Below are 13,496 nucleotides of genomic sequence, written 5' to 3' on the forward strand. Positions count from 1 at the left end.
AACTCAGGCTTTTGTCTGGTCTGTTTTGCGTTTAGTGGTTGCGTGTTTTTTTACCGGGGTGCCTGTTAACAACGTTTCGCTTGGGAATTGCTTTTTCCACATTTGGTGATATGCACCCTGAGCCTGCATCAGCGTTTTATGCTCACCTTCTTCTGCCAGTTTCCCTTTTTGTAGTACGATGATCTTATCTGCGTTCATGATGGTACTCAGGCGATGAGCAATAACGATGATGGTTTTCTGGCGCTCGCGCAGTAAGGCTACTGCATTCTGCACGTGCGATTCAGACTCAGAATCGAGCGATGATGTTGCTTCGTCCAGTATTAAAATTTCAGGGTCACGGTATAGCGCCCTTGCAATGGCAATACGCTGCCTTTGCCCCCCCGAAAGGTTAGTGCCATTCTCACCCAGGAAAGTATTAAACCCATTTGGTAACTGCTCAATAAAATCAGTGATCTCCAACTGGCTGCAGATCTCTAATACACGTTTCATGTCCGGCTCAACACTCCCCACTGCAATGTTTTCGGTTACGTTGCCGGCAAACAAATGTACATCTTGCGGAACTACACCAACCAGGCGGCGCAAACTTTCGTTAGTGATGTACTGTATGTCAAAATCGCCGATGAATATAGATCCGGAGAGTAAGGGATAAATATTTTGCATCAGCGATAGCAGGGTAGTTTTACCTGACCCGCTTTCGCCTACTACAGCAGTGATTTTACCTTTGGGGATATTCAGGTTTAATCCTTCAAAGATGGTGTTACGGGTGCCGTACCTGAAATGCACATTTTTGAAAGTCACGTCGCCTACCATATCGGCGGTAATTTCGGTGCGGTTCGTTGCCGGCTCCTGTTCGAGGTCCATGATCTCGAATAACCTGTCGGCTGCGATGCGGGCGTCCTGCAGGGTCTTATTCATGCCTATGAGGCTGGCAACAGGTCCCATAAAGTATCCAATAATAGCGTAGAATGATAATAGTTCTCCTGCGGTAATGATCTTGTCCAATACAAAAGCAGAGCCCGCCCAAAGCAGGATGACCGTAAAAATGGTTGATACAAAACTGCTGAAATTACCTACCCACAATGAGTTGTTAGCCGAACGGAAAACAGTCTTGAGCATATTAATGAAACGCGTCTCCGTTTTAAAATTTGCGTAATCTTCCAGCCCGAAACGTTTGATAGTGGGAATGGCGTTGACCGATTCTACCAATTGAGTTTGCAGATCGGCTGAGTCTTCCATCAACTTTCTCTGCGTGGTACGGTTCAATCGGTCTGATAATTTATAGATCAACGCAAACAGCGGTACAATGGCCAGCATAATGAGCGCCAGCTTCCAGTAGTATGTGAACATCAGTGCGAACGAAAAGATGAGGATGAACACATTAACAGCAAACATCACCAGCACCTCGTTAATAAAAGAACGGATCTTTACCGCGTCGTTTATTCTGGAGATGATCTCACCCACTCGCATACTATCAAAAAACTGCTGAGGCAATTTCAACAGGTGCTTGTAATAACCTAAGATGAGGCGGGCATCAATTTGCTGTCCGGTTTTTAGGGTAATAAGTGTGCGGGCGTGATTGATAAACACTTGTAAAAAAACGATCACTACCATTACCACACCCATCAAGTTTAGCAGGTTGCGGTTATCTTCCGGGAGTACGTTGTCAACAATTTTTTGCAGAAAAATAGAAGTTGATAAACCTAATAACGTGTATACCACAGCACCGAGTAATACCTGCAGCAACATGGCTTTATGTGGTTTGAGCAAGTACCAGAAACGCTTTTCTACCGAGATATTTCTGTCGCCTGCTATGAACTTCTCGTTAGGTGCTATCAACACCAATACACCTGTCCATACAGATTTGAAATTATCGTGTGTGAGTTTGTATAACACGCCGTCACCTGGGTCCATTACCTCAATAAAGCTATCGGTAATTCCATAAATAACTACGTAGTGCTGCAATTGATTCGGCAACAATACGTGTGCAATAGTTGGTACAGGTATCTCAAACAGGTTCTCGAAAGAGCCTTTTACACCTTTGGCAGAAAACCCCATTTTGTCGGCTGCCTCGATCAATCCTAAGACATTTGTACCCTTTTTATCAGTTGATGCCAGTTGCCTGATACGGGCTATGGGCATATCCAGCTTATAATATGCAGCAACAGAAGCGAGGCAGGCAGCCCCACAATCCATGATATCGTGCTGTTTTACCTGGATGCGTTTGCGTAATTGCTTATCATTTGATGCAGACTGCCAATTTTTAAAAAGCCATATGTTTGATAAGCGTTTGCCAATCTTCTGATAAACGGCCTCTACTTTTTCTATGAAATGATCGAAATTGGCCATAGTTATAGTTGCGCGGTTTCTTTAGCAGGTAGCCTGCCTGGGTTTAACCAATCACTGGTTTTATCATACAATAGCTGGAAAAGAGTACGGCGGGTCACAAAAAAGTTTGCCTGCAAGGTCATCCCTTTTTTGATATGACCGGCATAACCGTTCTTTAATTTCAGTTCGGTTTTATCCAGTAAACAGCGTACCTTAAAATAAGGTTGTTGTTTGCTGTCGGTAAATATATCATTGCTTACAGTGATTACTTTGCCGGTAAGCAGGCCCCATTGGTTATAATTGAAAGCATCAACCTGAAAATTTACTTTATTATCGGGTCTAATTAAGCCAACGTCTTTAGGTAATACGTAAACTTCGGCGATCATGCCGTTATCCGGTGATATTTCAGCGATCACTTCATTGCCCGCTATTACACTGCCTGTTTGTACCCCTTTTAAGTTTTGTAAAGTGCCGCTTACTGGTGCGCGCAAAGTATACAAGTCTTTCTCCTGCTCAATGTATTTACCTTCTGACGCCAGTGAGCGCAGTTTGCTCTTTAGATTATTTAGATCGGCCTGCCATATACTGGCCTGATCATCATAAATAAGTTGTAGGGCGCTGAGTGCATTCTGATACTGCAGGTGTACTGCATCATACTCTGCTGCAGAAATAGCTTTGTTGCGAAACAGATAATCGTAACGGTTATTGTTTTTGCTTGCCAGCTCAAGTGTGGCTTTAGCGTCGCGGGCTTTTTGCAGTAGTAAAGCAAACTGCTGCCCATATAATGACGAGGCTAACTGAGGTTTCTTACTCCAGTTATTTTTTTGGGCCATATTGGTAAGCACTTCGAGGTCGGCTAACTGTGCGGTATATTCGCCTTGCTGGGTGACAGCAGACTGCTGCTGTTCATTAATGGCAGCCGCAGTAAGCTTTACCAGTATCTGGCCTTTTGTGACCCGCATATTTTCTTTCAGGTTCATAGAATCTATCCGGCCGGATACAAGGGCTTTCAGATCTGTACGTTCTGTGGTTGATTTGATAGTGCCAAGGCTTTTTACGTTAATGTTTACCTTCACAAAAAATATGGCAGCGAAAGCCACCAGTACAAAGCCCAGTACCATTCTATATAAAATGTTACTTTTAGGATTATACTTCTGAAAATGAAATTCAGCCGTATTCGACATAAATTCAGCCGGAAATATCTTATCGTCAGTATCCATTCGCTATCAGCTATCGTTATCAATAAAGCAAAAAACAGGTAAACTGTTTGCCTGTGCTATTAAAAGCAAAATGGGATAGTTTTAACCTATCCCATTTAGTAATGTATATTTTTAAGCCCTTAATTAGCCTGTCAGTTGAACAATAAATTGAGATCGGCTTCGATATTGTTACCTGCAGAAAGTTTGTAACTGCGTGAGTTATTGCCTTGTTGCCAGTTAAACTCTATACTTAGTAAAGAATCTGCGCTACTGCTTAAAGACATGCTCGCGCCGTGTGTAGCGCCGCCATTGATGGTAGCAATTTCGTCACTGTTTAATTCGCGCAGTTGGGTGCTATTTTTTTTCGCTGTCATGGCTATGCATTTAGTTAGTTTAAAGGCATGACATCATCATGCTGTAAAATAACCGGGGCAACTTTCGCTGCCCCGGTATAAATTAAAATTACAAGCTGCTTGATCCTAAACCTAACAGGCCGCCCAGGCTTGAGGTAATGCCATTTCCTAATGAGAAAGAAGTGGCACTCTGCTGGTTGCCGTTTTGCTCATAGTTTTCATACGACAATAAATTGCCGATGCCTAATGAGCCTAAAAGGCCGCCGTTAGCTGAAGAATTACTGTTTCCAAAAATTGATCCGCCGTTTACTTCCTGTAACTCGGCAAGGTTCATTTCTTGCATTTTCATAGTATTTGTATTTTAATTTTTGCCTACTCTGTTAAAAGGTTTTCGGCGTGCCCTTTGATTTTACCTCACTTTAATAAGTGAGCATTTGGTTTGCAACAATTATATGCTGCTGGTACCTTTAGAGAAGATACCACCTAATGAAGTATCAATTCCATTACCTAACGAGAATGACGATGCACTGTGCTGGTCACCATTCTGGCTTTCACTACCGAATGAAACAAGATTACCAATGCCCAGGCTGCCCAAAAGACCACCTTGGCTTGATGATGAATTGTTTCCGAAGATCGATCCGCCGTTTACTTCCTGTAACTCGGCAAGGTTCATTTCTTGCATTTTCATAGTTCTAGATATTTAAATGTTGCCTACTCTGTTAAAGGTTTTCGGCGTGCCCTTGTGATAGTATTAACGGGAGTATTCGCGCCATAGATTTAATTATTGATTAAATAAACACAACTCAGGCGAATATCTTTATAGCAAAACGAGGTGTTAAAAGAGTAAATCTTACGAGATTAATTTTATACGCGCGCCTTTGAGAAAGACGGGAAATCTGCTCAGAATGTAATAGCATTTACACCATATGGTTGTTATTTTTTTCTTAACCAATACGTGTTTATATAAAGGGAAGCGTCTAAATTTCTTCGATTACGTGTTTTTTAAACGACAAATAATGCTTTTGAGACTCGTAATTCTTAAATAAATATCAAATCCGAGCTGATAAATAATCGTAAAGAAAGAGTTTAAGATTTTCAAAGCCAGTTTTGCGATTCGTACGTGGGTTGGTAAACGGCGGGTAATAGTTGAGGGTGAGGCGCAGCCTTCCTTTCTTCAGAGGCGTGTTTCTGATAGTGACTATCATAGGTGTTGGCTTGTGACCTGAAAATTAGGATTTTTCGAGATTATTACCCAAGTCAGGAAAGTTGACAGATTAAAATAGAAATCCCCGAACGCTCGCCGCCGGGGATTTCAACCTAAACCTTATCACAATCAACCAGTAGGTTTACCGGTTGTGAAGGCGCAAGATAGGTAATTAATATTGCGACACTATCGTAATAGTAAGCATATTTATTATAGCAAATCTCCTTAAAAAATTTGCAGTCAATCATGTTGTACATCCTTTTGCCTATGTACAAAAGATGTTGTATAGTTAATCGGCGGTCAAGATTTATGACCACCGATTTTTGTTATTTATTTCTGGCCTTAGATATAAGATAGTTAATCCGGCTTGTAGCCAATTCTTTTCTTGGTGAGCTACTTTTCCTTTCGATTAACTCATCCAGATATCTAAAAACGACCTCTATATTTTTGTCCTAATTATCTAGCCTCTTCTTCATTATTTCCATGTCTAACATAATTTCCATTGTATCATTGAGCATTTGCCGAAACCGGCTGAAAATCCTAACTATTTGAATATTGACCTGTATAGCTCTTTCACTATTTAAAATGCTTGACAACATCAACACGCCATGTTCTGTAAACACTTTGGGAAGCTTTCTTCTGCCTCCCCAACTTGAAGTCACAAATTGTGACATCAAAAAATTTCAAAAAGCAGTCTTAAATTAGAGTTCATCGTCAGGTTTATATCCCATTCTTTTACGTGGTTTTAAGGTTTCCCTTTGTTCAATCAATTCATCTAAATATCTAAATACAATTTCCATATTTTTATCTTGGTTATTCAGTTTTCCTTTTATTCGCTCGATTTGAAGCCAAAGTTCGCTTTGATCAGCTAAGGTTTCGCGCAGCTTTACAAACACATCAATAATTCTAATACTCACATCAATAGCAATAGCGCTTTTCAGGACATTAGATAACATTAGCACCCCATGTTCAGTAAACACATAAGGTAGATACTTTGAATGCTCGCCTCTCTTTAAGGTCACATTTTGTGACCTTAAAGAATCATATTCCTCTTGTGTTAGTTCAAACATATAATGACTTGGAAATCTATTGAGATTCCGTTTCACCTGCTGTTTTAATTTTTTAGTTTCTGTACCATACAACTCCGCCAGATCACCATCCAACATCACTTTCAATCCCCTGATCAAATAGATTTTACTAATAATCAAATCATCGATCAGCATTGGTTCGTTTTTCTTGTTATCCATTTTTGTTCGTTGTAACAGCTTTAATAATTAAATCGATTGCTTTTGTAACCTGACTTTAGAAAGCTTAAGCTTTTTCCTAAGAGAGCGCATATCCTGACTCACTTTCACATCAAGAATTTTGGCATAATGCTGAGTTGTCTTTAAAACAGTGTGTCCGAGCATTTTGCTCACAGTTTCAATAGGAACGCCGTTGGATAGCGTGACCGTAGTAGCGAAAGTATGTCGGGCCAGGTGGAAGGTCAAATGTTTACGAACATAACAAAGGTCAGCGATCTCCTTTAAATAGGCATTCATTTTCTGATTACTTAACACCGGCAGCACAATGTCTTTATGTTCGCACTGTGGATGATCTTTATACCTTGATAAGACTTTCAATGCTTCGGGCAGTAGGGGAATTCGTGAACTTGTCTCCGTTTTCTGCCTTGTAGTAAATATCCATTGCTCTCCATCTATTCCGCGCCCAATCTCACTTCTCTTCAATTTCTGAACATCGGCATAAGAAAGCCCTGTATAACAACAGAAAACAAAGATATCCCTGACCTGATCAAGGCGTTCAATTTCAAAGTCCTTAACCAAAATCCTGTCGAGTTCCTCCTGGGTAAGAAAGGTTCTTTCCTTTGCTTTCGCTGTAGACTTGAAATTTATGAAAGGGTTGGTGCTGATCCAGTTATTTGCAATGCAGTGGTTGACGATCTTCTTCAGATGCTTGATATACTTTGCGGCAGATACGCCGCTGCATTTGCATGAAGACTTAAGATAATACTCGAAGTCCACAATGAACGCATGATTGAGGGCTTTGATCTCAATATCTGTTTTTCCAAAGTTGGCCTTCAAAAATCCTGAAAGATGTTTGACCGATGTATTATAACCTTTAAGCGTGTTCGCCTCGAATCCGTTACCGATCAAATTTTGCATCCGTTTGTTATGTTCTTTAAAAATCTCCATCAGAAATCTGCTTTTATCAACATTACCGGTGAATTGATTTTTGAGATTTTCAGCATTGATCACCTGGCCACTCTCCAGTAATATCTGGTGAGCATGCCGCATTTTAGTCTGTAAAGTATCCAGGAACGCGTTGAGCATCTTTGATTCTTCCTTATTTCCGATACATCGTCCGGCTTTGGAATTCCACCTTGAAATTTCGCACTCTCTACCGACTGAAATCTCTGATCTTCTGCCACTTACAGTGACACGGAGATAGATGGGAATAGGACCCTTGGTCCATGTTTTTGACTTCTTTAAATAAAAAAGCAATGAGAATTTGTTGTACATAAACAAGCTTTTAAGGGTTAACAAATGTAAGCTTGCGATCGTGGGGCAACAAGATGTTTAATAATTGAATTAGCTGACATTCAATTAGTTAACATAATTTCGGTGAGTCTTTACCTATTTATAATTCACTCTCCAACTCACTCTCTTTTTTGGTGAGTTTTATTGAATAAAATGGCATTTTGACGAAAACAAAAAAGGCTGCAAATGTTTGATTTGCAGCCTTTTAGTGTGTTTTGATATTAATTTCAGTAGCCCGTAGGGGAATCGAACCCCTGTTTGAAGAATGAAAATCTCCTGTCCTAACCCCTAGACGAACGGGCCGTCTTTAAAGGTCAACGCTGTTAATTTCGTTTCCCTTATTTTGGGACTGCAAAGATATACGATTACTATTAAAATTAAAATATTTTTTTATAAAAAATTTAATGCGCTGATTTTCAGTTGTAAATTTTCTTATGCACAAACAAAAATTCACTTTAGTGAATTATAGAAGCTAATTGATAAGCTATATTTATCACAAATATCCACCAAATGAAAGCTATCTGGAACAACCAGGTTATTGCCGAAAGCAACGATACCATCGTAATTGAAAATAATCATTACTTCCCTAAAGAAAGTGTAAAGCAAGAATACCTGCGCGAAAGCAACACGCATACCACATGCCCTTGGAAAGGTTTAGCATCATACTACAACCTTGAAGTTAACGGGCAACAAAATAAAGATGCGGCCTGGTACTATCCCGAACCAAGGGCTGCAGCAGCGCAAATTGCAGGTTATGTTGCTTTCTGGAAAGGGGTGAAAATAACCAACTAATATGAAACAATACGATGCTATAGTTATCGGTTCGGGCCAGGCGGGTGCACCATTGGCAAAGAAACTTGCTTTGGCGGGCATGAAAACCCTGATAGTTGAAAAACGCTTTTACGGCGGCACCTGCATAAATGATGGTTGTACGCCTACAAAAACTATGGTGGCCAGCGCTCGCGTTGCTTATCTGGCCGGCAAGTGCAACGATATGGGCGTTACCATCAAAGGCTACAAGGTTGATATGCGACAAATAAAAAAACATAAGGACGAGATACTCCTTAAGTCGCGCAATGGCAGTTTAAAGGCTGCTGAAAGCACTAAGAATTTAGATGTTTTATTTGGCGAAGCAACTTTCACCGGGGAGAAAACCATTACCGTTCGCACAAAAAAAGATGGCTTAAAAGAATTTAAGGCAGATAAAATTTTTATCAATACCGGTGGCAAACCGATTATTCCGCACGATATTGAGGGAATTAACGAGATAGATTTCCTTACTTCAACTACTATACTCGATCTGGAAAAGGTTCCGGAGCACCTGGTAATTTTGGGCGGCAATTACATCGGGTTGGAATTTGGGCAGATGTTTGCCCGTTTCGGCAGTAAGGTTACCATTATAGAAAAGTCCAGTCGGATACTCTCCCGAGAAGATGAGGACATTTCTTTAGAGTTGACCCGCATACTGCAGGAGGAAAACATTACTATTCGCACTAACGCTAAGGTCGCCCGTTTTAAACAAAAAGACAAAGGCAAGATTACAGTTACCATCAAGACAGGAGATGCCGAGGAAAAAATAAAGTGCAGCCATGTTTTGGTTGCTATTGGCAGAGCGCCACAGACAGATACTTTAGGCTTAGACAAAACCGGCGTTAAAACTGATGACAAAGGCTACATCACTGTTAACACCAAACTGGAGACCAATGTTAAAGGAATTTATGCCTTAGGCGACGTAAAAGGCGGCCCGGCCTTTACACATATTTCATACAACGATTATACGATTGTATATCGTAACCTGATAGAAAAACAAAACCTCAGCATTCGAAATAGGCCTTTGCCCTACTGTATGTTTACCGATCCGGAATTAGGCCGTGTTGGCATAACGGAAACCGAAGCAAAAGAAAAGGGGTTGAACTACAAGGTGGCAACGCTGCAAATGTCGCACGTGGCCAGGGCGATAGAGACCGGCGATACCCGCGGGATGATGAAAGCTATTGTAGATGCCAAAACAAAAAAGATATTAGGCGTAGCCATTGTTGGCACCGAAGGCGGCGAGATCATGAGCGTTTTACAAATGGCGATGGAAGGCGGCATTACTTACGACAGGATCCGCTATTGTGTATTTGCACACCCCACCTATTCAGAATCGCTCAACAACCTGTTCATGACCTTAGAAGATTAGGCGGGCCGCATGATAAAAGTTAGCAACCTGGTTAAAACATTCGGGGCAACAAAGGCGGTAAACGATATTTCCTTTGAGGTAGCTAAAGGTGAGACCCTGGCACTATTGGGCACAAGCGGATGCGGGAAAACCACCACGCTCAAAATGCTCAATAGGCTCATTGAACCGGATAGCGGCACAATAGAAATAGACGGACAAAATATTTTAAGCCAATCTCCCGAATTGCTTCGACGCTCAATTGGTTACGTGTTGCAAAACAACGGTTTGTTTCCGCATTACACCGTCGCCGAAAATATTGCTATCGTACCTAATCTTTTAAAATGGGATAAAGCGAAAATTGAAAAGCGCACCAATGAGTTGTTAGAAAAACTTCATCTTCCTAAAGAGTATTTAAACGCTTACCCCGCTGAATTAAGCGGCGGTCAACAGCAACGCGTTGGTTTGGCAAGGGCTTTGGTTGCCGATGCACCGGTATTATTGATGGATGAACCTTTTGGGGCGCTGGATAATGTTACACGTTCAAAGATCCACGCTGAGTTTAATGTACTTGATGAACTTAAGCGCAAAACCATTATCATGGTAACTCACGATGTGCAGGAGGCATTCCTACTGGCAGACCGTGTGGCAATGATGGATAAAGGGCAAATTGTGCAGATAGGCGCTGCTAAGGAACTACTCTTTAACCCGGCTAATGATTTTGTAAAGGATTTTCTGAAAGAACAACATTTGCAACTGGAATTAAAAACCATTAAGTTAAGCGATATATGGCAATACTTACCTGCAGATGGTCGACGGATCAATACCTCTCAATTAGCAGCAAATGCAGGTGTATGGGAAGCTTTAGACACTTTTAAGTTTTATCCCCGAGAAAACATAAATATCATTAACCAGCAAACCAAAGAAGTGCGCTCTGTAACATTTGATCAGTTGATGTCTGCTTATTCACGCTTCAAAAATCAGGTCCCGCATGAATGAGCATCAGCAAACCCTTTTAGAGTTTATGCAGCAGCAAAGCGATAAACTACTGGTGCAAACCATGCAACATATCGGGCTTACCTTTATTTCGCTGTTTATCGCAGTTGTTACCGGGTTGCCGTTGGGTATCTACATCTCCCGCGTTCGCAAACTCTCCGGCCCGGTATTAGGCATAGCGGGTATATTACAAACCATTCCAAGCATCGCATTATTAGGCTTTATGATACCGCTGTTAGGTATTGGTGCCAAACCGGCTATCGTGGCTTTGCTGCTTTACGCACTACTGCCGATTGTAAGGAATACATACACGGGCATAACAGGCGTCGACAGCAACGTTAAAGAAGCTGCCGTGGCAATGGGAATGAACAAATGGCAAGTGCTTTTTAAGGTAGAACTACCTCTGGCGATGCCGGTGATACTGGCTGGTATCCGCACAGCTACGGTTATCAATGTTGGTGTGGCAACGCTGGCATCTTACATTGCCGCCGGCGGCTTGGGCGAATTTATTTTTGGAGGCATCTCCCTCAACAATACCAACATGATATTAGCTGGAGCTATCCCGGCAGCTATGCTGGCTATATTATTTGATTTCCTGCTGTCACTCTTGCAAAAATTAAACTTCAAAAAAGTGAAAGGCACAGTGAAGATAGCGCCAGTTTTGCTGATCATACTTTCATGTTTTTACTTTATACCATCAGCGTATGGCAGCAAGTTAACAGCCGGTTTTACGCCCGAGTTTATGGGCCGGCAGGATGGCAATCTTGGGCTCGTAAGCAAATATGGTTTAAAGATTCACACCATTGTGATCAGCGATGCCGTAATGTACAAGGCGGCGCAGGAAAAAGAATTGGACGTTATCAGCGGTTACTCTACCGATGGCAGGCTCAAAGCTTATGACCTAATAGTTTTAGATGACGATAAGAAAATATTCCCTCCCTATTATGCCGCACCGCTGGTGCGTGAAGACGCCCTAAAAAAGTTTCCTGAGTTAGAGGCAACTCTTAATAAGCTTTCGGGGCTGATAAATGATTCGGTGATGACTGAATTAAACTACCGTACTGATTATCTTCACCAAACGCCGGAGCGTGTGGCTAAAGATTTTTTACAAGCTAACGGTTTATATAAAGCCCCGCAGCAAAGCAACGGCGAGGTGGTACGATTAGGATCAAAAATATTTGGCGAGCAGTACATCCTCACTAATATCTACAGCATGCTCATTAAAGGTTATACCTATTACGGTGTTGAAACTAAAACAGGCCTGGGCGGCACCAAAATAGTGTTTGATGCCATGATCAATAACCAGATAGATGTTTACCCGGAATACACCGGCACAGGTTTGCTGGCCATATTACAGGCACCATCAAAAGTTATTGGGCAGCTGCAAACAAGTAAGGACAGCACTTACAACTATGTTAAAACAGAGTTTGAGAAGCGTTATAAAATAAAATGGTTAAAACCAATTGGCTTTAATAATGCGTATGCTTTAATGATGCGCAGGCAACAGGCAAATGAGTTGCACATCAAAACAATTTCTGATCTTAAACGCTATTTGAATACTAAATAATACCTATGGACTTAGCGGACTGTTACAAAAAAGTACGCCAGCGCACTGATGCAATTTGCGAACCGCTGCAAACCGAAGATTACGTTGTACAACCAGTTGTAGATGTGAGTCCGCCTAAGTGGCACATAGGGCACACCACATGGTTTTTCGAAACTTTTATCCTTAAGCCCTATTTTGCCGAATACCAGGAATTTGACCCTAATTACAATTTCGTATTTAACAGTTACTATGAAAGCGTAGGCACACGCGTAATTCGTACAGACAGGGGTAATTTAAGTCGCCCAACGGTTATTGATATCAAACGTTATCGTAAGTATGTGGATGATGCCATGTATAACTTTTTAGCCTGCGGCGATGTAAGTGAGGATATTGAAGAACTGCTTATATTGGGCTTTAACCACGAGGAGCAGCACCAGGAGCTTCTACTAACGGATATCAAATACATCCTTGGGCATAACCCACTGTTCCCGGCTTATTCTCATGATTGGCATGTGCCTAAGGTGCATCACGAAGAAAATGAATTTATTAAGGTAGAAGAAGGCGTCTATGAAGTTGGTTTTAATGGCGAGGGGTTTTGCTTCGATAATGAGCTCAACCGCCACAAGGTTTACCTTAATACTTATGAGATAAGCACAAACCTGGTCACCAATGCCGAGTATCTGGAGTTTATAGAGGCCGGAGGCTATCATGATTTTCGCCACTGGCATGCTGCCGGCTGGGATTGGGTAAATAGCAACCAGATTGAAGCGCCGATGTACTGGCACCAGATAGATGGCAAATGGCATAACTATACTTTTCATGGCTTGCAGCCGGTAAATTGGCACGAGCCATTAAACCATATCAGCTATTACGAGGCTTATGCTTATGCATCATGGAAAGGCATGCGCCTGCCTACGGAATTTGAATGGGAAATAGCAGCAACTAAATTCAAATGGGGTTTGCGCTGGGAATGGACAGAAAGTTCATACCTACCCTACCCCGGCTTTGCCAAAGCACCCGGTGCCATTGGCGAATACAACGGTAAATTTATGGTAGGGCAAAAGGTATTGCGTGGGGCATCAGAAGTTACCTCACCAGATCACAGCCGTCTCACTTATCGCAATTTTTTTCAACCTGAACTGCGCTGGCAATTTACTGGCATACGTTTGGCTAAATAA

13 protein-coding genes and 1 tRNA gene are annotated in these 13,496 nt (G+C 41.7%); 5 read left to right on the forward strand and 9 right to left on the reverse strand.

Features of this window, described 5'->3' with window-relative positions; genetic code table 11:
- Positions 1–3 precede the first annotated feature (3 nt).
- The 9 genes from FPZ42_RS17050 to FPZ42_RS17090 all read right to left on the reverse strand — a co-directional run bounded on the left by FPZ42_RS17050 (position 4) and on the right by FPZ42_RS17090 (position 7,921).
- Positions 4–2,346, reverse strand: a complete 2,343-nt coding sequence (locus tag FPZ42_RS17050; protein WP_146273073.1) for a peptidase domain-containing ABC transporter — start codon at positions 2,344–2,346, stop codon at positions 4–6.
- A 2-nt stretch (positions 2,347–2,348) separates the two neighbouring features.
- Entirely contained in the window at positions 2,349–3,545 is a 1,197-nt protein-coding gene (locus FPZ42_RS17055; RefSeq protein ID WP_146273074.1) for an HlyD family secretion protein, read from the reverse strand.
- 131 nt (positions 3,546–3,676) lie between these two features.
- A complete protein-coding gene (locus FPZ42_RS17060; protein ID WP_146273075.1) occupies positions 3,677–3,898 on the reverse strand; it encodes a hypothetical protein in 222 nt (73 codons plus the stop codon).
- 88 nt (positions 3,899–3,986) lie between these two features.
- Positions 3,987–4,226: a hypothetical protein gene (locus FPZ42_RS17065; RefSeq protein WP_146273076.1), complete on the reverse strand. Its 240-nt coding sequence runs from the start codon at positions 4,224–4,226 to the stop codon at positions 3,987–3,989.
- A 99-nt stretch (positions 4,227–4,325) separates the two neighbouring features.
- Positions 4,326–4,565 carry a hypothetical protein gene (locus tag FPZ42_RS17070; RefSeq protein ID WP_146273077.1) on the reverse strand — a complete coding sequence of 80 codons (240 nt, stop codon included), beginning with the start codon at positions 4,563–4,565 and terminating at the stop codon, positions 4,326–4,328.
- A gap of 968 nt (positions 4,566–5,533) precedes the next feature.
- Complete coding sequence (locus FPZ42_RS19515) at positions 5,534–5,755, reverse strand: ORF6N domain-containing protein (RefSeq protein WP_370630581.1); 222 nt, start codon at positions 5,753–5,755, stop codon at positions 5,534–5,536.
- A gap of 27 nt (positions 5,756–5,782) precedes the next feature.
- Positions 5,783–6,328 (reverse strand): ORF6N domain-containing protein, encoded by a 546-nt coding sequence (locus FPZ42_RS17080; protein ID WP_186458807.1) that lies wholly within the window; start codon positions 6,326–6,328, stop codon positions 5,783–5,785.
- A 27-nt stretch (positions 6,329–6,355) separates the two neighbouring features.
- Entirely contained in the window at positions 6,356–7,600 is a 1,245-nt protein-coding gene (locus tag FPZ42_RS17085; RefSeq protein ID WP_146273078.1) for a site-specific integrase, read from the reverse strand.
- A gap of 249 nt (positions 7,601–7,849) precedes the next feature.
- Positions 7,850–7,921, reverse strand: a tRNA-Glu gene (locus FPZ42_RS17090).
- A gap of 207 nt (positions 7,922–8,128) precedes the next feature.
- On the opposite strand from FPZ42_RS17090, the gene FPZ42_RS17095 reads away from it, so the two are divergent.
- The 5 genes from FPZ42_RS17095 to egtB are packed head-to-tail and all read left to right on the forward strand — an operon-like array spanning position 8,129 to position 13,496.
- Positions 8,129–8,410 (forward strand): DUF427 domain-containing protein, encoded by a 282-nt coding sequence (locus tag FPZ42_RS17095; RefSeq protein ID WP_146273079.1) that lies wholly within the window; start codon positions 8,129–8,131, stop codon positions 8,408–8,410.
- Position 8,411: 1 nt separating this feature from the next.
- Positions 8,412–9,800, forward strand: a complete 1,389-nt coding sequence (lpdA, locus tag FPZ42_RS17100; protein ID WP_146273080.1) for a dihydrolipoyl dehydrogenase — start codon at positions 8,412–8,414, stop codon at positions 9,798–9,800.
- 9 nt (positions 9,801–9,809) lie between these two features.
- Positions 9,810–10,775, forward strand: a complete 966-nt coding sequence (locus tag FPZ42_RS17105; RefSeq protein ID WP_146273081.1) for an ABC transporter ATP-binding protein — start codon at positions 9,810–9,812, stop codon at positions 10,773–10,775.
- Positions 10,768–12,339, forward strand: coding sequence for an ABC transporter permease/substrate-binding protein (locus FPZ42_RS17110; protein WP_146273082.1), 1,572 nt, complete (start codon positions 10,768–10,770; stop codon positions 12,337–12,339). Before FPZ42_RS17105 ends, FPZ42_RS17110 begins: the two co-directional genes overlap by 8 nt.
- Positions 12,340–12,344: 5 nt before the next feature.
- Positions 12,345–13,496, forward strand: a complete 1,152-nt coding sequence (gene egtB / locus FPZ42_RS17115; protein WP_146273083.1) for an ergothioneine biosynthesis protein EgtB — start codon at positions 12,345–12,347, stop codon at positions 13,494–13,496.

The organism is Mucilaginibacter achroorhodeus (assembly GCF_007846095.1).
Classification (GTDB): Bacteria; Bacteroidota; Bacteroidia; order Sphingobacteriales; family Sphingobacteriaceae; genus Mucilaginibacter; species Mucilaginibacter achroorhodeus.